Raw genomic sequence first — 21,698 nt, 5'->3', positions numbered from 1 at the left:
CCCGTTACAGGATGCCCCGCTTTGAAAAGAACTATCGATCGTCCGCAGGCAGGCCTGCCGGACAACAGCTTACTGGATGTAGTTGACAGTGGTGAACTCGCTGACGGTGGGCTTGGTAGCGTCGTCGGAGCTGTTATCAACAGTGATCTCGCCGCTCTTGATCTTGCCCTTGACTTCCTCGTACTCGTCGGTGGTGAAGGACTCGAAGTTCCAGCTGTCTGCATCGGTGGGCAGGCCGATATAATCGCCGTCCTCCAGACCAAAGTTGCCATTGGAACCTGCGATGTCGGCCCAGCTGCCGGCATCGATATCAGCCAGAGCAGTGTTGACAGCCTCGGTCAGACCCTTCATAGCGGAGGTGATGAACGGGTTATAAGCGTAGGTGCCATCTGCAACGCCGTTTGCACCGATGTAGTTCTGGTCAACATCAACGCCGATGACGTAGCCGTTGTTCTTCAGAGCAGCCTCAACAGCGGAGGTGTAGATGCCGCCGCCGCAGGCAAAGACGACCTGAGTGCCGTTGGAGTACCAGCCCTCCATACGGGAGGTGATGTTTGCATCGCCGTAGAACTGGCCGCCGTAGAAGTAGTTGATCTCGATGTTCTGGCCCAGCTCAGCAGCAGCGGCGTCAGCGCCCTGCACGAAGCCGTAGCCGTAACGGATAACAGCGGGAACAGCCATGCCGCCCAGGAAGCCCAGCTTGGTCTTGCCGTCCTTTGCGATGGCGTAGCCTGCCAGATAGCCTGCCTGCTCCTCCTTGAAGGTGATGCAGTAGCAGTTAGCAGGGATAGCGTCGGTGCCGATATCGCCCTGAGTCACATCGATGGCGATGAACTTGACATCGGGATACTGGTCAGCAGCCCATGCCAGAGAAGCGCCGTACAGGTAGCCGACACAGACGATCACATCAGCGCCGTCGTTGACAGCCTGACGGATCATGGTCTCGCGGTCCTCATCGGAAGCGTCAGCCTCGGGAATGTAGTACTGGCAGTCATCGCCCATGTAGCCGGAAACAGCAGTCCAGCATGCCTGGTTGAAGCTCTCATCATCGATCGTGCCGGTATCGCAGGTCAGAGCGACCTTGACGATCTTCTCACCGCCCTCAGCAGCAGAGGAAGCAGTAGAAGCAGCAGCGGAAGAAGCGGTGCTGGTAGAAGAAGCGGAAGAACCACCGCAAGCGGTCAGAGCAGCGGCAGCGGCAGCGGCGCCAGCCACAGCCAGGAAATTACGACGAGAAATCATCATAATCAAACTCTCCTTTTATTTTTAATAAAATTGCGTCAAACAAATAAAATGCGCAGAACTGCACATTTACTGGCTCAAGTATAACGGCAAGCCGTGTCAGATGCAAGCGAATTCCGATTACAAAATCTTTACAATAATTTTGTAAGTTTTTATCAAAAGTAGTATTTATGCACAAATTTGCCGTAGTTCCGTGCGTTCTCTGTGCTTTGGCACACAATGCACGTATTGCCGTCACTTTATTGTCCTGCAGTGCACCTCTGCGTTTTTATCCCGTCACTTCACGGCACGGTTGCCCGCCACATTGGAGGGGCCAAAGCCGAAGGGCAGCAGTTCGTCCATGCTGCGCTCGATAAAGTCTTCCGGTGTCTTTGCCATGATAACGTTCAGTTCCGGCCCGCCGAATTCAAACAAAGCCTGGCGGCACACCCCGCAGGGAGAAGTGATCTGCTCGTTCACCTCGCCGCGGCGGCTGCCCACCACAGCAATGTCTGTGAACTCGGTCACACCCTCGGCCACCGCCTTGAACAGAGCCGTGCGCTCTGCACAGCTGGTGGGGGTAAAGGCAGCGTTCTCCACGTTGCAGCCGGTAAAAATGCGGCCATCCTTGGCGCGCAGGGCAGCGCCCACCATAAAATCGCTGTAGGGCACATAGGCTTTTTCCCGTGCAGCCAGTGCCATGCGGATGAGCTCCTTCTTTTCTTCCAGGGTCAGGTTTGTCATATCCGTCACTCCTTTTTTGGTTTTCAGCGGTCGAAAACAGCGCGGCAAGCCCTTTTGCAGGCAAACCGCGCTGAAATGCGTTTTTAACGCTTAGTATTCTGCACCCAGTGCTACCTTCATCATGTCGGTAAAGCTCTTCTGGCGCTGTTCTGCCGTGGTGATTTCCGGCGAAACAAAGCTGTCGGAAATGGTCAGCAGGCAGGCAGCGTTCTTGCCCAGCACCTGTGCATTGGCAAACAGGGCAAAGCTCTCCATCTCCACGCACAGGCAGCCGCGCTCGTCGCGCAGCTTTTCCCAGTAGGTGGGCTTTGCATCGGAGGGCTGACGGTAGAACACATCCGAAGAGTGGATGTTTCCCTCGATGAGGGGGATGCCCTGCTTTGCGGCAGAAGCGCGCAGCTTGTCATTCAGGCTCTGGCTGGGCAGCGTGATGTCCCCTTCAAAGCCGCTCTGCACACGGGCATAGTTGCTCTCGCTCACAGCACCGGCGGCCAGCACCACGTCAAACAGCTTGGCCTTGTCGGTATAGCTGCCGGCAGAGCCAATGCGGACGATGTTCTCTACATCGTAGAACTTGAACAGCTCATAGGAATAAATGCCAATGGACGGCATACCCATGCCGCTGCCCATCACGCTGATGGGACGGCCCTCGTAAGTGCCGGTAAAGCCCAGCATCCCGCGCACGCCGGTCACCTGACGGACATCCTTGAGGAAGGTGTCCGCAATGAATTTTGCACGCAGAGGATCGCCCGGCATCAGGACGGTCTTTGCAAAATCGCCTTTTTCAGCACTGATGTGAGGGGTAGACATAAGATCATCTCTCCTTTTCTGTTACATAATACAGCAGATGGGCCTTCTCCGGAGAAAAAGCCCTCTGCAAACTTACCTTTACCTATACTTTCTGCGGTTGAACACATTCTGCGGCGCGATGTAGCTGCCGTTGCGGCGGATCTCAAAGTGGCAGTGGTTGCCGCTGGAGCGTCCGGTGCTGCCCACATAGCCGATCAGCTGGCCCTGCTTGACCGACTGACCAGAGTGCACCGCCAGCGACAGACAGTGCGCATACACCGTGGTGTAGCCGCTGCCGTGGCTGATGATGATGGAGTAGCCATAACCCGTACCGGCACCGGCCTTGTTGTAGCCGGCCTTGGTCACGGTGCCGCCCGCCGATGCGTAGATGGGCGTACCGGCAGCCGCACAGATATCCACACCCTTGTGGCTGCCGCCGTACCAGCGCGAGCAGTTCCGGTAGCCGGGCACCGGCCAGATGAACTGACCGCTGCCGGTGATGTAGCTGGTGCTGCTGGTCACCTTTTTGGTGCCCTTCACGATCTTTTCCGTGACAGGCTCCTGCACCACTTCCGTGCTCAGGATCTTCTGGGAAAGCTGGATGCCGTCGGTGTTATAAACACGCTGCGCCGTGATCTGACGCAGGCCGTTCACACCGTTCTGCACCGTTTTCTTGGTACCCACCGTGTACTCGTTGGAGGTGGTGGTCTCGGTGGTATAGGGGATCTCCTCCTGCCAGGTCTCCACCTTGGTGATGCGCACTTCCAGCGTAGCTTCCTGCTTGGTCACGATCAGCTCATCACCGGCCTGAATGTTGGATTTTTCATTCAGCTGTGCGCCTTTGAAGCTGGGGTTCAGCTCGCACAGTTCCCGGAAGGTCAGGTCGTTTTTCTGGGCGATGCTCCACAGCGTGTCGCCTGCGCCCACTGTGTAGATCTTTTCCTGCTGCTGCACACCGGAAAGTTCCTTTTCCACATCCGCTTCGTCCTGAAAGCTGTCGTTGAAGTAGATGCCGTTTTCCAGCGTGACTTCCTTGTTGAAGCCCACGGTCACGTTGGAGTTCTCAGGGTCCTCATAGGGTTCCAGCAGGCTGCTCAGGTAGCTCTGCAGGCTGACACCATCGCTGCACACTGCGGTCAGCTCACCATCCAGATACAGGGCCGTGCCCTCGCTGATCTCGTCGCTGGCGCTCTTCAGGATCGCGTCCGCCATCTCGTTTTCATCCATGGTCTTGTGGGCCACAGTAACGGTGTAGGTAGGCTCCACGGTCCACTTTGCATGGTCGGTGTCTGCGTAGTTGATACGCTCCTGAACCGCCTCGCGGGCTGAGTTGAACACATCCTCATTGGCCACATAGCCGACGGTCTGGCCGTTCACCTGCACCTCCAGCGCATAAGGCTGGCGGACGGTATGGTTGAACACGGTCACCATAACGGCCAGTGCGCACACCGGCAGCACATACATGGCCATGCGCGGCAGTGTTTTCAGGTTGCGGCGCACGCCGCTGGCCAGATAATGTACGCTGGCTTTGCAGGCTGCGGCAAAGCCTTTTTCTTTCCGCACCCGTTGGGCGTGCACCAGCAGCGAACCGCAGCCCCGGAAGAACAGCCAGATCGGGCCGAACAGGTCCCGGAACATCTGCGCTGCCCCCGGGAACGCCATTGCCGCAGCATTTGCCAGCAGTGTCGTAAATGCCTGCCACAGCCACAGCCAGCCGCTGCGCAGGCCGCGCCCAATGCGGACGAATACATACTCTGTAGAATAGCCCAGTGCATACAGCGTCTCCCCGATGACTGGCGCGGCAGAATTCTGGGCAAGCTTTCTGCCAAAATCATTCATATGATTCTGGGTTTTACGGCGCAGCCGGTGCCGGTGCAAAAGCCCCATGCATTGCAGCTGTGCCCAAAGGGAGCGCAGCCTCTGGCCGCGTTTCGGTTTTACCGGTGAATCGGGCTGCTGCTCCTTTGTCTTGTCTTCGATCAAAAGGTTTTTCTCCTTCCTTGCCGCCAATGCACACACGGTGCCGGGATAAGACGGCGGCGGTCTTGGGCGCACATGCCCTTTCCAGCAGGCTCATGCGCACAACATTCTTATTTTATTATACACCCTGCCGTCTTTGAAACAAGCATTGTCACAAAATTTGGGCGGTTCTTTCACTTACTTTTCACCAAAAAGCGGTTTCATATCCTGCGGCATCGGGCTTTCTGCCCCAACAGTCTTCCAGTTATTTCCATTCGCCGGGCATTTCACCCGGATTCCGCCCTCCACCGGGGTGTACACCGGCACCCGGAAGCTCTGCCTTGCACAGTGCAGCGCCTGCCGCCCAATGCGCTCCCGGCTCCCGCCGTAAAGGTCATCCCCAGCCAGCGGGTGGCCGATGGACGCAAAATGCACCCGGATCTGATGGGTGCGGCCCGTTACCGGCACACAGGCTGCAAGGCTCAGGCCGTTTTCTGCCTTTAATACGGTATACTCGGTACGGCTGGGCTTGCCGTCCGGGGTCACGCAGCGGCCAATGATGCTCTCCGCCTGGCGGCCAATGGGCGCGTCGATCACGCCCGGACCCAGCGGCAGCTCTCCCTCCACAACGGCATAGTAGAGTTTTTCCACATTCCGGGCCAGCAGCGGCGCAGCATAGGCGTGCTTTGCAGCCAGAACAAGGCCGCTGGTGTCCTTATCAATACGGTTCACCGGGCGGAACACCGGGCTGATGCCCTGCTGCGCAGCCCATGCCGCATACCCGTTGGCAAGGGTATCGTAGGGGTAGTTCAGGGTGGGGTGCACGGCCAGATGCGGCGGCTTTTCCAGCACCACTGCAAAGGCATCCTCATAGACCACGTTTACCGGGATCTCCGGCTGCGGGGCCACGCCTTCCCCTTCCGGCGGCAGCTCAAAGCTGACCGTCTGCCCCGGGTACACCCTGCGGTTGGCAAGGACAGGCTCTCCATTCGCAAAAAAGCCGCTGCCCCGGAACTTGACCGCACGGGCAAGGTCGGTAGAAACGGCACACTGGCGCAGAAAATTGCGCAGAAGTACTCCGTTTTGGGTCTGTGGCGTATCGGGCACCGTAAAAAACAGCCGCATATGCACCCACCTCCTGCGCAAAAAAACATAAAAATATATAAGATATTATATCAAAAAAGGCTTCTACTTGCAAATCCTGCTTTTTTATGGTATCATGAGGAGCGGAAAACGAGTGGAACATACGGCGGCGGGGCGGCTTTGACCGCTCTGAGGAAAGTCCGGGCCTCACAGAGCACGGTAACTGCTAACGGCAGCCGAGGGTGACCTTAGGGAAAGTGCAACAGAAAACAAACCGCCGCAGCAATGCGGTAAGGATGAAACGGCGAGGTAAGAGCTCACCAGCGCATGGGTGACCATGCGGCTTTGTAAACCCTACCGGAAGCAACGCCTATATGGGACGTACAGCGCTGCTCGCGTGTCCCGAAGGCGGCACGAACCTGTCAGCAATGGCAGGTCTAGACAGATCGTCGTTTAATACAGAACCCGGCTTACGGTCTATCTCGTTTTCCATTTTTCAGTCTTTGATTCCCGCACATTTTTGTGTGGGATTTTTTATTTTTTGTCTTGCCCGCTTCCTCCGTCGGGCAGTGCGAGATGGCGAGAACGCGGCTGTTTTGTTTTTGTCATTGTTCTTTTACTTCCCGTTTGGGTCTGTTTGTGGTATACTATGTGCACTGCAGGAAATTGCAGTCAACTAAGAAAGACAGGATGTGAAATCCTCCGATGAAAGATGGTTTTTTGAAAGCAGCCGCTCTTTCTCCCGCACTGCGGGTGGCCGACTGCGCCTATAATGTCCGGCAGATCACGGATGCTTTGCACAAGGCCGCAGCCCGCGGCGTAAAGCTGGCCGTGTTCCCCGAGTTCTGCCTGACCGGCTATACCTGCGGCGACCTGTTTCTGCAGCGCACGCTGCAGACCGGTGCACTGGATGCCCTGAGCACCCTGCTTGATGAAACAAAAGCACTGGACGTTGTCACGCTGGTGGGCCTGCCGCTGCTGGTGCACGGCAAGCTGTACAACTGCGCCGCCGTGCTGTGTCATGGCCGCATTCTGGGCCTTGTACCCAAGACCTATCTGCCCAACTACGGCGAGTTCTACGAAAAGCGCCAGTTCACCCCGGGCAGCACCGAGGTGGAGCTGGTGGAGGTGTGTGGTCAGCAGGTGCCTTTTGGCACCTCCCTGCTGTTCCGCTGCCGCCAGATGCCCAGCTTTGTGCTGGGTGTGGAGATCTGCGAAGATCTGTGGAGCGCCCTGCCGCCTTCCACCTTCCACGCGCTGGCCGGTGCGACCGTGATCGCAAATCTTTCCGCCAGCGATGAGACCGTCGGCAAGGCCGAGTACCGCCGGGCGCTGGTGTCCAACCAGTCTGCCCGCCTGCTGTGCGGCTACCTGTATGCTTCCGCCGGGCACGGTGAGAGCACGCAGGACATGGTGTTCGCCGGCCACGACCTGATCGCCGAGAACGGCACTATTCTGGCGGAGAACGCTCCCTTTGACGGCGGCTGTGCCGAGACCGAGATCGACTGCCAGCGCATGGAAGCCGAGCGTGCCCGCAACACCAGTTTTGAGCTGAGCGGCGAGGGCTACCAGACCGTGGAGTTCGATCTGGAACCGGCAGAGACCACGCTGACCCGCTGGATCGACCCCGCACCCTTTGTGCCCGGCGACCCCAAGCGCCGCGCCGAGCGCTGTGAGCTGATTTTGAAGATGCAGGCCGACGGCCTTGCAAAGCGGCTGGAACACGCCCACGCAAAGACCGCCGTTATCGGCATTTCCGGCGGCTTGGACAGCTGTCTTGCGCTGCTGGTGGCCGTTCGTGCCATGAAGCAGCTGGGCCGCCCCGTCCGGGATGTGCTGGCTGTGACCATGCCCTGCTTTGGCACCACAAAGCGCACCCGCAGCAATGCAGAGATCCTGTGCGATGAGCTGCAGGTCTCCTTTAAAGAGATCGATATCGCCAACACCGTGCACAGCCATTTTGCGGACATCGGTCAGGACGAGAGCGTGCTGGATGTCACCTTTGAAAACGGACAGGCCCGCGTGCGCACGTTGGAGCTGATGGACACCGCCAACCGCACCGGCGGTCTCGTGGTGGGCACCGGCGACCTTTCGGAGCTGGCGCTGGGCTGGGCCACCTACAACGGCGACCACATGAGCATGTACGGTGTGAACGCCGGTGTGCCCAAAACGCTGGTGCGCCACCTTGTGCGCTACGAAGCCGACATTGCCGCCACCGATGCTCTGCGCACGGTGCTGCTGGATATTCTGGATACGCCCGTCTCCCCGGAGCTGCTGCCTGCCAAGGACGGCGAGATCGCGCAGAAGACCGAGGACCTTGTGGGGCCCTACGAGCTGCACGATTTCTACCTGTATCAGGTGCTGCGCTTCGGCTTTGGCCCGGCCAAGATCTTCCGGCTGGCAAAGGCTGCATTCGCAGGCCGGCCGGAGTACCCGGACAGCGTGCTGTACAAGTGGCTGCGCAACTTCTACTGGCGGTTCTTTGCCCAACAGTTCAAGCGCAGCTGCCTGCCCGACGGCCCCAAGGTGGGCAGCGTGACCCTTTCGCCCCGCGGCGACTGGCGGATGCCCAGCGATGCCTGTGCCGCACTGTGGCTGGCCGAGCTGGAACAATTACAGATCAAGGATTAACGCATGAAAAACAAAAAGCTGCTTGCCAATCTTCTGTTTGCCGTGGTCATTCTGGCCATTGCCGCTGTGCTGCTGGTGGTACGCCGCGTGCACGCTTCCGGCTCCGGACTGCGGGCCGAGCTGATCTACGGCGACAACAACACCACCATGAACCTGCCGCTGGACGTGGATGAGACCTATGATGTGGACACCGGTTACTATACCGTCCACATTCAGATCAAGGACGGTGCAGCCCGGTTCGTGGATTCACCCTGCCCGGATCACATCTGTGAAGGCTTTGGCTGGCTTTCCAACGAAGATCAGACTGCCACCTGCCTTCCGGCCCGTGCAGTGCTGACCATTGTACCTGTTTCCTGACAAAAAGGAGTGGTTTTGAATGATGGATGAAAACGATCGTTCCCACGAAGATTACCGTTCTCTGCGGCACATCAGCCGCAAGGAAGGCTCTGAGGACACTGCGCCCATCGAGGTAGACAGCTCGGCGTTTTTTTCCGAGCTTCCGCCGGAACAGCCCAGCACACCGCCTCCGGCCCAGCCTCCCCAGAAGCCGCCGCGCAGCGGCCACAACACACCCGTACCGCCCAAGGCCCAGCCGCCCGTGGATGGAGCCGTGGCAGTACCTTCAAAGTGGGGGAAAATTTTGCTGATCTTACAAGGTATTTTAAGCATTCTGGCACTGGTTCAGCTGTGGCGCACCCAGATGCTGCCGGTGCTGTATCTGGTCATTCTGGCCGCGCTGCTGGCGCTTTTGTGGCTGCTGGTAAAGCGCTGTCAGGAGTACAATGTTCCCGGCAAGGTGGCCCGGGTATTCTCGGTGTTCCTGTGCGCTGCCATGGCGCTGGGTTGCTTCTGGGCCCAGCAGGGCCTTTCTGCCTTGGGCAGCATGACCTCTGGCCTGCTCACCGGTGCCGAGGCCAACAAGATCACCAAGGAGCCGTTTGTGATCTACCTCAGCGGCGTGGACACCCGCGGCGAGCTGACCGAAAATGCCCGCAGCGACGTGAATATCCTTGCTGCCGTGAACCCTGTCACCAAGAGGGTGGCCCTGATCAACACCCCGCGCGACTACTACGTAGACCTTGCCGGCACTGACAGCAAGGACAAACTGACTCACGCCGGTCTGTACGGCGTGGAAACCAGCATGGCCACACTGGGCAATCTGTACGGCGTCAATGTGGACCATTACATCCGCATCAACTTTGCGGGCTTCATCAGCATCATCGATGCGCTGGGCGGCGTGGATGTCTACTCCGATCAGGCGTTCACTTCTGTGGGCAGCCCCGGCTACTATGACCCCACCACCTTTGTGGAGGGCTGGAACCATCTGGACGGCAAGGCCGCTCTGGCCTTTGCCCGTGAGCGTCACGCCTTTGCATCCGGCGATATCCAGCGCGGCATCAACCAAATGAAGGTGATCGATGCCATGCTGAACAAGATCAAGTCCCCTGCCCTGCTGATGGGCTTTTCCAAGATCATGGATGCCGCAGCCGACTGCTTTGTGACCAGCTTTTCGCAGGATCAGATCAGTGCGCTGGTACGGATGCAGCTGAGCGACTTTGCCGAGTGGGATATTGAAAGCTACACCGTCACCGGCACAAGCTCCAGCAGCACCAAGTGCTACTCTGCCAAGGGACAGAAGCTCTACGTCATGAAACCGGATGATGCTTCTGTGAGCAAGGCCAGGGAAATGATCGCGTCCGTGCTGGGCGGTGAGGGCACCGTTGCCGACACCACCCAGAAGCCGGAAAAGACCGAGGTGTTCACCCCCACCACCGACCCGAACGCTGCCGTTTCGGAGGTGCCTGCCGAGAGCGTTCCCGAGGAAGTGCCCGCCGACAGCCTGCCGGAAGAGACCGTCCCGGCTGACCAGCCTGCAGATGCAGAGCAGCCTGCCGACACCCAGCCGCAGGAGCCGGCGGTCCCCGCCGAGGGCGAGACCGGCAGCGGTGATACGGCCGGAGAAGCACCGTCCATCTCCCTGCCCACGCAGGAAGAGGTGGAACAGGCTGCATCGTCCATCTACAATGCGGCTTCCTCCATCTGGGATGCCATTCAGGATGCTGCTTCGCAGCAGAACGAAGCAGCGTGACGATTTAAAATGTCCTCTGCGCAAGCCCCGGACTCTATCGTGGAAATATTATTTTATTTGCAAAACAGGAAACAACTGCGGTCGTTTCCTGTTTTGCTTTTTCACCAGAAAGTCCGTGCCGATAAACTGCATAAAAATGCCGCCTGCATCTTGAACCAATGCAGGCGGCTTTCTCATTCTATAAAATCATTATGCCTTGATCTCGTTCCAGACGCTCTTGCCGTCCAGAGAGGAAGCATCCACATCAAGATACTCGCAGATGGTCTGGGCGATGGTGCCAAAGCACAGACGGGTGCCAAGATCAACGCCGGGCTTCACGCCCTTGCCGCAGATCAGATACGGCACATACTCGCGGGTGTGGTCGGTGGTCTTGGTATAGGACGGGTCGCAGCCGTGGTCAGCCGTCACCATCAGGAGATCGCCCTCCCGCATCCCGGGGATGAAATCTGCCACGAACCTGTCGAACTCCGTAGCAGCGGCGGCATAGCCTGCCACATCGCGGCGGTGGCCGTAGAGCATATCGAAGTCCACCAGATTCACAAAGGCAAGGCCCTCAAAGTCGCGGGTCTGCAGGGCCTTGGTAAAGGCGATGCCATTGGTGTTGCCAGTGGTCTTGATCTTCTCGGTCACACCCTCACCGTCGAAGATGTCAAAGATCTTACCCACAGCGATGACATCCCTGCCAGCATCTTTCAGCAGATCCAGCATGGTAGCGCGGGGCGGCTTGAGGCTCAGGTCGTGGCGATTGGTGGTGCGGTAGAAGGTATCCGCAGTGTGGCCCAGGAAGGGGCGTGCGATCACGCGGCCCACGCCGTACTCGCCCTTGAGCATCTCGCGGGCGATCTCGCAGTAGCGGTACAGCTCATGCACCGGCACCAGCTCTTCGTTGGCGGCCACCTGAAATACACTGTCGGCACTGGTGTAGACGATAAGGGCGTTTTCTTTCATGGCCTGCTCGCCGTAATCCTTCAGCACCTGCGTGCCGGAGTAAGGCTTGTTGCACAGCACCTTGTGGCCGGTCTTTTCCTCAAACTCGTGGATCAGCTCATCCGGGAAGCCGTTCGGGAAGGTGGGCAGCGGCTTGGGGCTTACCACACCGGCGATCTCCCAGTGACCAATGGTGGTATCCTTGCCCATGCTCTGCTCCTGCAGGCGGGCAAAGGAGCCGATGGGCGCTGCGGTCTTTTCGCCTGCGGCCACGCCATCAATGTTGAACATGCCCATCTTTTGCAGGTTGGGGCAGTTGAAGTTGGGGTGTTTTGCAATGGCACCCAGGGTGTTGGTGCCCTCATCGCCAAACGCTGCGGCATCCGGCTCTGCGCCAATGCCAAAGCTGTCGAGGACGATCAGAAAAACACGCTTTTCCATATCGTTTTTTCTCCATTTCTTCCGGGGACCTGCCCCGGATAAGTGATACTATCTTTACTTATCATTATAAGCAAATCCCGCACCGGATGCAAGCGTTTTTGCTGTGCTGCAAATATCCGTCATTTTCACCAAAATGTTCGTCATTTTATTCACAATTCGACGAAGTGTTTTGACATTTTTATTCGTTGCTGCGTTATTCCGTGGCAAAGGCATCTTAGCTGCCAAAAAAATTGCAGCGCAGCTTGAATTTTTTCTTGCCCTATTGTATCCAAGCGGGTATAATAGTAAATGGAAAGGTTTTGAACCACAGAATTTTTCCGCTTTTGTACCACAGCACGGGATTTTTTCCCGTTGGCCACGCGCAGCTGCCTGTACGACGACAGCCTGCCGCAAAATAGAGAATGTGAAGTTGTAGTTGGAGGTAGTAAAAGTATATGAGAAAAACCAAGATCATCTGCACTCTGGGTCCGTCCACCGATCAGGAAGGCGTTCTGCGCGAGCTGGTCGCCAACGGCATGAATGTTGCCCGTTTTAATTTTTCCCACGGCTCTCACGAAGAGCATCTGGGCCGCTTTGAAAAGCTGAAGGCCATTCGTGAAGAGCTGGGCAAGCCGGTCGCCGCCCTGCTGGACACCAAAGGCCCCGAGATCCGCCTGAAGGACTTCAAGAACGGCACTGAAATGCTGGAAGCCGGCCAGACCTTCACCCTGACCACCCGCGAGGTGGAAGGCACCAAGGAGATCTGCTCCATCACCTATAAGGACCTGCCGCAGGACGTGCAGCCCGGCGGCACCATCATGCTGGACGACGGCCTGATCAAGCTGCAGATCGTCACCGTGAACGACACCGACATCGTGTGCAAGGTGCTGAACAGCGGCAAGATCAAGAACAAGAAGGGTGTCAATGTGCCCGGCGTGCATCTGTCCATGCCGTATATGAGCCAGCGCGACCGCGACGATATCATCTTTGGCGCACAGCAGGGCTTTGACTTCATCGCTGCTTCCTTCGTGCGCACGGCACAGGATGTGTACGACATCCGCAACCTGCTCAACGAGTATGATTCCGATATCCGCATCATCGCCAAGATCGAGAACCGTGAGGGCGTGAACAACATCGACAGCATTCTGGCTGCAGCCGATGCTGTCATGGTGGCCCGCGGCGATCTGGGCGTTGAGATCGACTTTACCGAGCTGCCCGGCATTCAGAAGAATATCATCGAGCGCTCCTTCTCCTTTGGCAAGCCCATCGTCACCGCCACCCAGATGCTGGACAGCATGATCGTGAACCCCCGCCCCACCCGTGCCGAGACCTCCGACGTGGCAAATGCCATCTACGACGGCACCTCTGCCATCATGCTCTCCGGCGAGACTGCTGCCGGTGCTTACCCGGTGGAGGCCCTCAAGACCATGTCTGCCATTGCTGAGCGCACCGAGCAGGAGAACCACGCCCGCTTTGTTCCCCTCACCGAGAACACCGGCAAGATCAGCGTGAGCGATGCAACTGCACACGCTGCCTGCCTGACCGCCAAGGACGTGAACGCCGCAGCCATCGTCACCGTTTCCGAGTCCGGCAACACCGCCCGTCTGCTGAGCAAGTACCGCCCGGAGCAGCCCATCATCGCCTGCGTGATGAAGGAGCAGGTGCAGCGTCAGCTGGCCCTGAGCTGGGGCATCACCCCGCTGATGATGCCTCTGGCACACAGCACCGATGAGCTGATCGAGATGTCCACCTCTCTGGCCAAGGAGAACGGCTACCTGCACAACGGTGAGCTGGCCGTTGTGACCGCAGGCGTGCCTGTGGGCGTGTCCGGCACCACCAACATGATCAAGATCCACATGGTAGGCAACTGTCTGGCTACCGGTGTGGGCGTTGGCCGCGAGAATGCCGACGTGACCAGCGCCACCGGCAAGGCCTGCGTCTGCCGCACGCTGGAAGAGGTACGTGCAAAGTTCAAGCCCGGCATGGTTCTGGTGGTGCCCTCCACCAGCAACGAAATGCTGAGTTACGTGCGTGATGCCGCCGCTCTGGTGGTGGAAGAGCCGGGCCTGAACAGCCACGCTGCCATTGCCGGCAAGGCCCTGCTCAAGCCTACCGTTGTGGGTGCCGCCGGTGCTACCAGCCACATCCGCGACGGTCTGATGATCGCTGTGGACTGCGCTCACGGCAGCGTGCAGCGCCTGCAGGCATAAGCCAAAGGAGAAGATCATGGAACGCATTGCAAGCTTCTGTGTTGACCATACCAAACTGGACCGCGGCATGTATCTGAGCCGTCAGGACGGAGATGTTCTCACCTGGGACATCCGCATGAAAAAGCCCAATCACGGCGATTACCTGTCCACCGGTGCCGCCCACACGCTGGAGCATCTGTTTGCCACCTATGCACGCAACAGCGCCTTTAAAGACAGCGTGATTTATGTTGGCCCCATGGGCTGCCGCACCGGCTTCTATCTGCTCACCCGCGGCCTGACTCCCGCCGAGGCACTGGAGCTGACGGTGGAATCCTTCCGCTTCATGGCTGGCTTTGAGGGCGCTGTGCCCGGGGCCAGCGAAGTGGAGTGCGGCAACTACCGCGATATGGATCTGCCCGCCGCCAAGGCCGAAGCCGCTGCCATGCTGCCGGTGCTGGAAGCACTGACCGGCGACGAGCTGCATTACTAAGCTATCTTCACCCTTCAAATTCATCATCATAAAAAGCGCTCTCCCACCGGGGTTTCCCGTGGGAGAGCGCTTTTGTTTTAGTTGTTCTTCATCGCATCCAGTGCCTGCCGTGCAGCACGGATGTTTTCTTCATCCGTCTGCCATACCTCAAACTCTGAAAAGCCCGGCAGCCCCATGGGCACACCCTCGCGGCGGAAGGTCATGCGGCTTTGCAGCACCTGCTTGCCGGAAAGGTGGAACGCATGTGCCCCGGTCTGTGCGGCCAGTGCCGGGATGTTTTGTGCCGTGACACCGGCACCTACCAGAATTTCCACGCTGTCCCCTGCCCGCTCCACCAGTCGGCCGAGAAGCTCCGCTCCCTCTGGGGCACTCGCCGCCTGCCCGCTGGTGAGGATGGTACAAAGGCCCATGCTCCGGACCGTTTCCAGTGCCGCAAAGGGGTCGGCGCTGACATCAAAGGCACGGTGCAGGGTACACGCCACCGGACGGCCTGCCTTTTCCGCTGCCCTGCGCGCCGCCGCATAAATGGGCCGCATGGCATCCGCATCCAGCTGCCCTTCCGGGGTCAGCACACCGGTCACGATACCATCCGCCCCGGCCTCCACCAGCTCTGCGGCCAGCTGTTCCATCTGGGCAAGCTCGTAGCTGTCGTAACAGAAGTCTCCGAACCGGGGCCGCAGCAGAGCACGCACCGGCAGGCCGGTCTCCGCCTTGACCTGACGCACCAGCGCAAGGCTGGGCGTTGTACCGCCCACGATCAGGTCGGCACACAGTTCCAGCCTGCTGGCACCGCCGCGCTTTGCTGCCAGTGCACTGGCAGTGCTGTCCACACATACTTCCAGAACGGAACGCATTTCAATTCCTCCCTTTTTGCCGGGCTTTGAACCCGGCATTCTGGTTTATTCTACCACGTTTTTCCGTTTTATAAAACCCTGTGGCAGCAAAAAGCTGCGGCCCGGGTCTTATCCCTGCCGCAGCCTTTGTTGTTTTTTTCAGATCAGACCCAGCGCCTTGAACTCCTTTGCAATGCCGTCCTCGTATACCGAGGGAGCAATGCGGTCACACCGCTTTTTCAGGTTTTCGGAGCCATTGGCCATACACACGCTGATGCCCGCCACATCGGTCATCTGCAGGTCATTATCGCTGTCACCAAAGCCGATGGTATCCGCCAGCGTGCAGCCCAGATGATCACAGATGGCCTTGATTCCGGTTCCCTTATCAAATTTGCGGTTGATGAGCTCACCATTCACAAAGCCATCGGTCAGACGGTCCAGCTTGCTTTCGCAGAACACGAACTGGTCGGCATAGAGCTGCTTTGCCTCGGCAAGGTCGCTCTCGTGGTCGGCAATGAACACGATCTTATACAGCGGTTCCCCTTTGTAATCGGAAAGCGGCAGGATGGACATGCCCTCTTCCATGGCTTTGCGCCAGCGTTCTGCTTCGCTGTTCAGCGGTGCATCGTTCTTTTTGTGGATAAAGTTCCATCTCTCAACCATCTTGCTTCCGCCAAAGGTGGCATCCCGGGCTTCCAGCGTGCACTCCACGCCATTGCGCTCCAGCGCCGCGCGCACGCCTTCAGCCTGCTGCGGCTCCATGGGGATATCCACCAGAGTCTTGCCATCGCACAGCACATAGCCGCCGGCGCTGCACACTGCGCCCGCAAAGCAGTCGTGCCGCAGCAGCGGTTCGGTCATGCGGTGGTTGCGGCCGGTGCACAAAAACAGCTTGTGTCCGTTTGCTCTGGCGCGATCCAGTGCAGCCAGAGTGCTTTCCGGGATGAGCATATCACCCGGCGGCAGCAGCGTGCCGTCAATATCCAGAAAAATCAGCTTACGACCCATACTTTTATCCTTTATCATCAAAGGGAGCCTCGCTCCACGATCTGATAGCCCAGCGTCACCTGACGCACAGGCCCGCCGCTCCCATTCTCTTCCAGCATCTGCAGCAGGATCCGGGCAGCCTCCTGCCCCACCTGCTTCTGGTAAAAGCGCACCGTGGCCAGCCCCGGTTCCATCATGCTGCCAGCCCAGCTGTCGCCAACGCCTGCAAGACCCACATCCTGCCCCACATGCCGTCCTGCTTCCCGCAGGGCACGCATGGCACCAAAGGCCACCGTGTCAGTCACGCAGACCACACCGTCCAGATCCGGGCAGCGCGCCAGCAGTTCCTGCATACAGCGCTGGCCCTCTTCCATGGTAAAGGCGTTGCAGCAGATGCGGGGCATCTGTTCGCCGTTCAGTCCGGCAGCGTTCAGCGCATCCTGCACGCCCTCACGGCGCTGCACGCCGGTGGCATCGTCCCGCTCTGTACCGCCAATATAAACGATCCTTCTGCGGCCACGGTCCAGCATCCGCTGGGCAAGTTCCCGGGCTGCAGTGCGGTCGTCGTTGTACACGCAGGCCACATCCTGAAAACGCTGGCCTGTTACCACCACCGGCACACGGCAGTTTTTCAGCGCCTGCGCCAGCTGAGGAGTATAATAGCTGCCCAGCAGGATGATGCCCGCCACGTGGTTGCGCTGCATGGCAGTCAGATAGCCCAATTCCCGCTGGGCATCCAGCTCGGTGTTTCCCAGCAGCATCAGATAGCTCTTTGCATCCAGCTCACTGGCAATGCCTGCCGTGATCTGCCCCACCGACTGGGAACCGATGCTGGGAGCAATCACCCCCACCTGATTCACTTTTCCGGTGCGCAGAGTCTGGGCGGCGGTATCCGGGCGATAGCCAGTCTTTTCCACTACCTCGTGGATGACAGCCCTCTTCTGTTCGCTCAGGGGGCCTCCGTTCAGGTAGCGGCTGACCGCCGCACTGGATACACCCGCCATTTTTGCAATATCACTGATGGTCATTTGCAGTACTTCTCTCTTTTGGGATGCATTGTTATGTGTAAACGTTTTCATGCTTATTATAAACCGCTTTCACCCATCCCGCAAGATGCGCTTTTCCCGGTTTATTCCGAACGCATTTTTGTTTTTCTGGCAACTGTGTACAAAAGACGGCTTTTTTCTGAGAAGCAGGGCATTACAGGCGGTCAGGCTGCGCCCATGCTCCATGCACGCACGGCAAGCCCCAGCAGCAGGACCACCAGCAGAACGATGAACACGGTTTTATTGCCAGTTCTTCTCTGTTTCTTTTTGCGGCCTGCCGTGCTGCGGCTTTTGGCCGAGCTGCTGCGCGCTGTGGTGCTTCTGCTGCCGGAGGAACGGCTGCCGGCCGTTTTGCGGCTCTGGGTGCTGCGGTTCTGGCCCTGCTTTGTGCTCTGGCGGGCTGGCTCGTGCGCAGCCGTTTTTTCTTCCGGCGCACGGCTGGATGCGATCGGCTCCTTTGCGCCGCAGCGTACCAGATAATTTTCTGCATCGCGGTAATAGCGGGCAAGTTCATTCTCGCGGAAAGCCGTGCCCACATAGCCGTCTTCCAAGCTCTCCACCGCCTCGTTGAACAGGATTGCCGCCTGAGCGGCATCGGTGTGATCGGTGGCGTGGGCGGCTTCGTTGCGGGCGGTGCGCACAGCATTGCAGGCGCGGCGGGCCGCACCCGGATTGCTGGTATTGCCCAGCAGGTCCAGCGGTTTGGCGGCATCCTTTTCCGGGTCCAGCAGAACCCGCATACAAATGGTGGTATCCAGCTGCTGCCAGCTGTTTTTGCCGGAAAGATCCGGCATACGGTCGTAGTAGTCCGGGCTTTCCTGCTGGCGCTGTGCAACGTGATCCAGCAATGCACCCAAGCTGTGCGCACCGGGTTTGTGCTCCCAGTGCCAGCGCAGCAGGCGGCGGCTGATCTCATCGCAGGCAGTCTTGATCTCAAAGGCAGCCTGTAAGGCTTCTTCCGGCATAATGGTTCTCCCTTCTTCTGGCATACAAAAAAGCGGAGAAGGCATACCGCCCTCTCCGCTGCTGTTTGTGTTACAGCACGAACTGGTAATACACGAAGCCGCACAGTGCCACTGCTGCACAGACAATGGCAGTGATGGGCGGCACCCAGCGGATCAGCGCTTCGGCCACGCTGTCGCGCTCGTCCTCGTATTCTTCCTCGTCGTCATAGGCAGGCTCCGGCTGCTGAGATATCGGCTGTGCACGGCGGGCTGCAGCAGGCATCACACGGGTGCCTTCGTCTGCAGCTGCATGAGATGCCCTGCCCGGGAACTGTGCCCGCATTCCGGCATCCATCACACGGGTCTGCTCTGCAGCAGGTTCTTCCGGCTGTGGTTCTGCTTCACGGCACGGTGCACCCATGATCCGGGTCGGCTCCTCCTGCACGGGCGCTGCGCCCATGATGCGGGTAGGCTCTTCGGCCTGCGGGGCAAGAGGCGTTTCCAGTTCCGGCTCGGTCTGGGCAGGCTGTTCCGGCTGCAGCAGGGTGTTCAGCGCGTTCTGCAGCAGGATGCGGTCGCAGCCGCACTCCGAGCAGTACACGGTATCCTCCTCCTTCGGGTGGAAGGCACCGCAGGCGCAGTACCAGCCATTTTCAAACACCTGCGGCTGATACTTCAGCTCCGGGCGGTTCATGCGGGTCTCCAGCGCCTTTTCCAGCTCAGCAGACAGGCGCTTGGGGGCAGGCAGGCGCACGCGCTTGATGCCGTCCAGATGCACCACCCTCTTGCCGTTGTACACGTTGCACAGCGAAACATCCACGCTGGTGATGGCCTTTGCGGTAACGAACACCGCATCGTCCATGCCAAACAGTTCGCCGGGCTTTACTTCCAAGTCACGGTACTCGAACCGGTCCTCGCACAGGATCACGCCGTCCACGCCCTTGCACTTGAAGTGGATCTCCAGCGCGGTCAGGGTCACCTTGGAAATATTCTTGAAGGTCAGGCAGACCGCGTGCTCCCCGCTGACATCACCCTTGAGCAGCTCCACGCAGACGAACTGCACCGGGCTGCCGGGGGTGTAATAGTTTGCGCGGGTCCGTGCGACCGGGTTAAAATTTTCCTCCACGACACTCGCTCCTTTCCGTTTGGGTCAAATCAGTTCTGCGGTTTCTGTGCATCCGGGGCTTCCGGTGCAGGAGAAGCCGGCATCTGCTCTGCCGTTTCGGCCTGTTCGGCAGGCTCAGCGGTCTCTGCAGATTCAGCAGTTTCGGCCTGCTGAGCGGTCTCTGCAGTGGCAGCCTGCACGGTCTGAGCAGGCTGTTCCGGCTTCAGCTCATCGCCTTCACGCGGGGGCAGTGTGCCGCCCGCCATAATGGTGTTGAACTCCTGCTCGTTGAGCTTCTCGCGTTCCATCAGGGCCTGTGCCAGCGCGTGCAGCTGATCGATGTGCTCGGTCAGGGTGCGGCGGCAGGTCTCGTAGGCTTCATCGATGATATCCCGCATCTCGCCGTCGATCTCGGCAGCGGTGGTCTCGCTGTAGCCCTTGCCCTGACCCAGATCGCGGCCCAGGAAGGTTTCCTCCTGCGAGGTACCGTACACCACAGGGCCAAGCCGCTCCGAGAAGCCGTACTTGGTGATCATCTGGCGGGCAATGTTGGTGGCCTGCTGCAGATCATTGGAAGCACCGGTGGAGATATCCTCCAGGATCAGCTGTTCGGCCACGCGGCCGCCCAGACTGGAAACGATATCCTCGAACATTTCGCCCTTTGTCACGTAGCTGCGGTCTTTCTCGGGCAGGTACATGGTGTAGCCGCCAGCCTGACCACGCGGGATAATGGTGATCTCGTGCACACGGGGGTGATGCTTGCAGTAGAAGCCCGCCACCGCGTGGCCTGCCTCGTGGTAAGCAGTCAGCTTCTTTTCCTCCGGGGTCACAACGCGGCTCTTCTTCTCCGGGCCAGCCATCACCTTCATGGAAGCTTCCTCGATATCCTCCATGGTAATGGCCTTGCGGTTGCGGCGTGCAGCCAGCAGGGCCGCTTCGTTGACAAGGTTCTCAAGGTCTGCGCCCGCAAAGCCTGCGGTGCGCTGTGCAATGACCCTGAGAGAGACATCCGGGGCCAGCGGCTTCTTTTTGGTGTGGACCTTGAGGATCTCCTCACGGCCCTTGACATCCGGCAGGCCCACATAGACCTGACGGTCAAAGCGGCCCGGCCGCAGCAGGGCCTTATCCAGAATGTCGGCACGGTTGGTGGCCGCCATGACGATGATGCCGTCGTTGGCCTCAAAGCCGTCCATTTCCACCAGCAGCTGGTTCAGGGTCTGCTCGCGTTCATCGTGGCCGCCGCCCAGACCGGCACCGCGCTGACGGCCCACAGCATCGATCTCATCAATGAAGATAATGCAGGGCATGGACTTCTTTGCCTTATCGAACAGGTCACGCACGCGGGATGCACCCACGCCGACGTACATTTCCACAAAGTCAGAGCCGGAAATGGAATAGAAGGGCACACCGGCCTCGCCTGCGCAGGCACGGGCCAGCAGGGTCTTGCCGGTGCCCGGAGGGCCTACCAGCAGCACGCCGTGGGGAATGCGTGCGCCCAGAGTGTTGAACTTCTCCGGGCTTTTCAGGAACTCCACGACCTCTTTCAGCTCTTCCTTTTCCTCGTCCTCACCGGCAACATCGGCAAAGGTGGCTGTCTTTTGGTTCTCGTGCTCGTCCTTCACCTTGGCTTTGCCAACGTTCATGATCCCGCCGCCGCCAGCACCGCCGCGCATCATGGAGAACAGCAGGAAGCCGGTGCAGCCCAGCATTGCCAGATAGAACAGGATCTCCATCCATGGGATGTTTTCCTTGACAGGGGTATAATCGTACACCATGGGAGCATCCGGGTTTGCTTCGTCATAGGCGGCAATGTAGTCGCCCACATACTTGACGAACATGGATGCATAGGGCAGCTTGTAGCGCACAGTCACAGTGCCGTCGCTGTTCTTCTGCGCAGCAGTATCCTCATCCGAGGAGGACAGCATACCGCTCAGCAGTCCGCCGGTGGCCTGCGTGGTGCTCTGGGACGTGGTATCGGGCAGGGGCAGGTTGTTCTTGCCGCCTTCCTTGAGGTTCATGGTGATCACGCCGGTGTTCAGGTCCAGCGAGAACTGCGTGACCTGCAGGCTTTCAAAATAATGCACCACCGTGGAATATTCCATGGAAGAGCTGCTGGCAGAGCCGGCGCCGCCCAGCACCGACCAGACCATCAGCACCGCCGCCAGCGCCAGAGCAAGGATCAGCGGATTGAAACGGGGTCTTTTGGATTGCAAAAAAATCAACTCCAGTTCTTGGATGAAT

The 21,698-nt window shown here is 58.9% G+C and carries 17 protein-coding genes and 1 other RNA gene; 6 read left to right on the top strand and 12 right to left on the bottom strand.

What is annotated here, in order from left to right:
- Positions 1-69: 69 nt before the first annotated feature.
- The 5 genes from MTP41_RS14105 to MTP41_RS14085 all read right to left on the bottom strand — a co-directional run bounded on the left by MTP41_RS14105 (position 70) and on the right by MTP41_RS14085 (position 5,838).
- Positions 70-1,245, bottom strand: coding sequence for a BMP family lipoprotein (locus MTP41_RS14105; RefSeq protein WP_249235778.1), 1,176 nt, complete (start codon positions 1,243-1,245; stop codon positions 70-72).
- 273 nt (positions 1,246-1,518) lie between these two features.
- The gene (locus tag MTP41_RS14100) at positions 1,519-1,965 is read right to left on the bottom strand and encodes a cytidine deaminase (protein WP_005940064.1); all 447 of its coding nucleotides are present in this window, start codon (positions 1,963-1,965) and stop codon (positions 1,519-1,521) included.
- Positions 1,966-2,055: 90 nt separating this feature from the next.
- On the bottom strand, positions 2,056-2,775 hold the full coding sequence (gene deoD, locus MTP41_RS14095) for a purine-nucleoside phosphorylase (RefSeq protein ID WP_118528007.1): 720 nt from the start codon (positions 2,773-2,775) through the stop codon (positions 2,056-2,058).
- A 78-nt stretch (positions 2,776-2,853) separates the two neighbouring features.
- Positions 2,854-4,737, bottom strand: coding sequence for a M23 family metallopeptidase (locus MTP41_RS14090; RefSeq protein ID WP_249235777.1), 1,884 nt, complete (start codon positions 4,735-4,737; stop codon positions 2,854-2,856).
- 174 nt (positions 4,738-4,911) lie between these two features.
- Complete coding sequence (locus tag MTP41_RS14085) at positions 4,912-5,838, bottom strand: RluA family pseudouridine synthase (protein WP_249235776.1); 927 nt, start codon at positions 5,836-5,838, stop codon at positions 4,912-4,914.
- A gap of 109 nt (positions 5,839-5,947) precedes the next feature.
- Between MTP41_RS14085 and rnpB the strand changes: the two genes are divergently transcribed.
- The 4 genes from rnpB to MTP41_RS14065 all read left to right on the top strand — a co-directional run bounded on the left by rnpB (position 5,948) and on the right by MTP41_RS14065 (position 10,516).
- Positions 5,948-6,285: RNase P RNA component class A (gene rnpB, locus MTP41_RS14080), an RNA gene on the top strand.
- Between the two features lie 216 nt (positions 6,286-6,501).
- Positions 6,502-8,427 (top strand): NAD(+) synthase, encoded by a 1,926-nt coding sequence (locus tag MTP41_RS14075; protein WP_249235775.1) that lies wholly within the window; start codon positions 6,502-6,504, stop codon positions 8,425-8,427.
- 3 nt (positions 8,428-8,430) lie between these two features.
- Positions 8,431-8,784 (top strand): NusG domain II-containing protein, encoded by a 354-nt coding sequence (locus MTP41_RS14070; RefSeq protein ID WP_097774802.1) that lies wholly within the window; start codon positions 8,431-8,433, stop codon positions 8,782-8,784.
- Between the two features lie 19 nt (positions 8,785-8,803).
- Positions 8,804-10,516, top strand: coding sequence for an LCP family protein (locus MTP41_RS14065; RefSeq protein ID WP_097778168.1), 1,713 nt, complete (start codon positions 8,804-8,806; stop codon positions 10,514-10,516).
- Between the two features lie 189 nt (positions 10,517-10,705).
- Here the strand turns inward: MTP41_RS14065 and MTP41_RS14060 are convergent, their stop codons facing one another.
- Entirely contained in the window at positions 10,706-11,884 is a 1,179-nt protein-coding gene (locus MTP41_RS14060) for a phosphopentomutase (protein WP_249235774.1), read from the bottom strand.
- Positions 11,885-12,318: 434 nt separating this feature from the next.
- Here MTP41_RS14060 and pyk point away from each other — a divergent pair, with 434 nt between their 5' ends.
- Positions 12,319-14,073: a pyruvate kinase gene (gene pyk / locus MTP41_RS14055; RefSeq protein WP_097778170.1), complete on the top strand. Its 1,755-nt coding sequence runs from the start codon at positions 12,319-12,321 to the stop codon at positions 14,071-14,073.
- Between the two features lie 16 nt (positions 14,074-14,089).
- On the top strand, positions 14,090-14,542 hold the full coding sequence (locus MTP41_RS14050) for an S-ribosylhomocysteine lyase (RefSeq protein WP_249235773.1): 453 nt from the start codon (positions 14,090-14,092) through the stop codon (positions 14,540-14,542).
- A gap of 77 nt (positions 14,543-14,619) precedes the next feature.
- On the opposite strand, the gene MTP41_RS14045 is transcribed toward MTP41_RS14050, so the two are convergent.
- The 6 genes from MTP41_RS14045 to ftsH all read right to left on the bottom strand — a co-directional run bounded on the left by MTP41_RS14045 (position 14,620) and on the right by ftsH (position 21,679).
- Entirely contained in the window at positions 14,620-15,396 is a 777-nt protein-coding gene (locus tag MTP41_RS14045; RefSeq protein ID WP_249235772.1) for a copper homeostasis protein CutC, read from the bottom strand.
- Positions 15,397-15,534: 138 nt separating this feature from the next.
- Entirely contained in the window at positions 15,535-16,383 is an 849-nt protein-coding gene (locus tag MTP41_RS14040; RefSeq protein WP_249235771.1) for an HAD family hydrolase, read from the bottom strand.
- 17 nt (positions 16,384-16,400) lie between these two features.
- Complete coding sequence (locus MTP41_RS14035; protein WP_249235770.1) at positions 16,401-17,390, bottom strand: LacI family DNA-binding transcriptional regulator; 990 nt, start codon at positions 17,388-17,390, stop codon at positions 16,401-16,403.
- A 182-nt stretch (positions 17,391-17,572) separates the two neighbouring features.
- Entirely contained in the window at positions 17,573-18,373 is an 801-nt protein-coding gene (locus tag MTP41_RS14030) for a hypothetical protein (protein WP_249235769.1), read from the bottom strand.
- A gap of 70 nt (positions 18,374-18,443) precedes the next feature.
- Positions 18,444-19,478 carry a hypothetical protein gene (locus tag MTP41_RS14025; RefSeq protein ID WP_097774794.1) on the bottom strand — a complete coding sequence of 345 codons (1,035 nt, stop codon included), beginning with the start codon at positions 19,476-19,478 and terminating at the stop codon, positions 18,444-18,446.
- A 29-nt stretch (positions 19,479-19,507) separates the two neighbouring features.
- Positions 19,508-21,679, bottom strand: coding sequence for an ATP-dependent zinc metalloprotease FtsH (gene ftsH / locus MTP41_RS14020; RefSeq protein WP_097778176.1), 2,172 nt, complete (start codon positions 21,677-21,679; stop codon positions 19,508-19,510).
- Positions 21,680-21,698 lie beyond the last annotated feature (19 nt).

It is taken from the genome of Faecalibacterium sp. I4-3-84 (assembly GCF_023347255.1).
In the GTDB taxonomy this organism is placed as follows: Bacteria; Bacillota; Clostridia; order Oscillospirales; family Ruminococcaceae; genus Faecalibacterium; species Faecalibacterium taiwanense.
Note: the sequence above shows the minus strand (reverse complement) of the source record. Positions and strands in the feature narration are given on the sequence as shown.

Excerpts from the sequence above, each read along its gene's own strand:
- MTP41_RS14105 (WP_249235778.1), bottom strand. The coding sequence starts at position 1,245 with ATGATGATTTCTCGTCGTAATTTCCTGGCTGTGGCTGGCGCCGCTGCC.
- MTP41_RS14100 (WP_005940064.1), bottom strand. The coding sequence starts at position 1,965 with ATGACAAACCTGACCCTGGAAGAAAAGAAGGAGCTCATCCGCATGGCA.
- deoD (WP_118528007.1), bottom strand. The coding sequence starts at position 2,775 with ATGTCTACCCCTCACATCAGTGCTGAAAAAGGCGATTTTGCAAAGACC.
- MTP41_RS14085 (WP_249235776.1), bottom strand. The coding sequence starts at position 5,838 with ATGCGGCTGTTTTTTACGGTGCCCGATACGCCACAGACCCAAAACGGA.
- MTP41_RS14075 (WP_249235775.1), top strand. The coding sequence starts at position 6,502 with ATGAAAGATGGTTTTTTGAAAGCAGCCGCTCTTTCTCCCGCACTGCGG.
- MTP41_RS14070 (WP_097774802.1), top strand. The coding sequence starts at position 8,431 with ATGAAAAACAAAAAGCTGCTTGCCAATCTTCTGTTTGCCGTGGTCATT.
- MTP41_RS14065 (WP_097778168.1), top strand. The coding sequence starts at position 8,804 with ATGATGGATGAAAACGATCGTTCCCACGAAGATTACCGTTCTCTGCGG.
- MTP41_RS14060 (WP_249235774.1), bottom strand. The coding sequence starts at position 11,884 with ATGGAAAAGCGTGTTTTTCTGATCGTCCTCGACAGCTTTGGCATTGGC.
- pyk (WP_097778170.1), top strand. The coding sequence starts at position 12,319 with ATGAGAAAAACCAAGATCATCTGCACTCTGGGTCCGTCCACCGATCAG.
- MTP41_RS14050 (WP_249235773.1), top strand. The coding sequence starts at position 14,090 with ATGGAACGCATTGCAAGCTTCTGTGTTGACCATACCAAACTGGACCGC.
- MTP41_RS14045 (WP_249235772.1), bottom strand. The coding sequence starts at position 15,396 with ATGCGTTCCGTTCTGGAAGTATGTGTGGACAGCACTGCCAGTGCACTG.
- MTP41_RS14040 (WP_249235771.1), bottom strand. The coding sequence starts at position 16,383 with ATGGGTCGTAAGCTGATTTTTCTGGATATTGACGGCACGCTGCTGCCG.
- MTP41_RS14035 (WP_249235770.1), bottom strand. The coding sequence starts at position 17,390 with ATGACCATCAGTGATATTGCAAAAATGGCGGGTGTATCCAGTGCGGCG.
- MTP41_RS14030 (WP_249235769.1), bottom strand. The coding sequence starts at position 18,373 with ATGCCGGAAGAAGCCTTACAGGCTGCCTTTGAGATCAAGACTGCCTGC.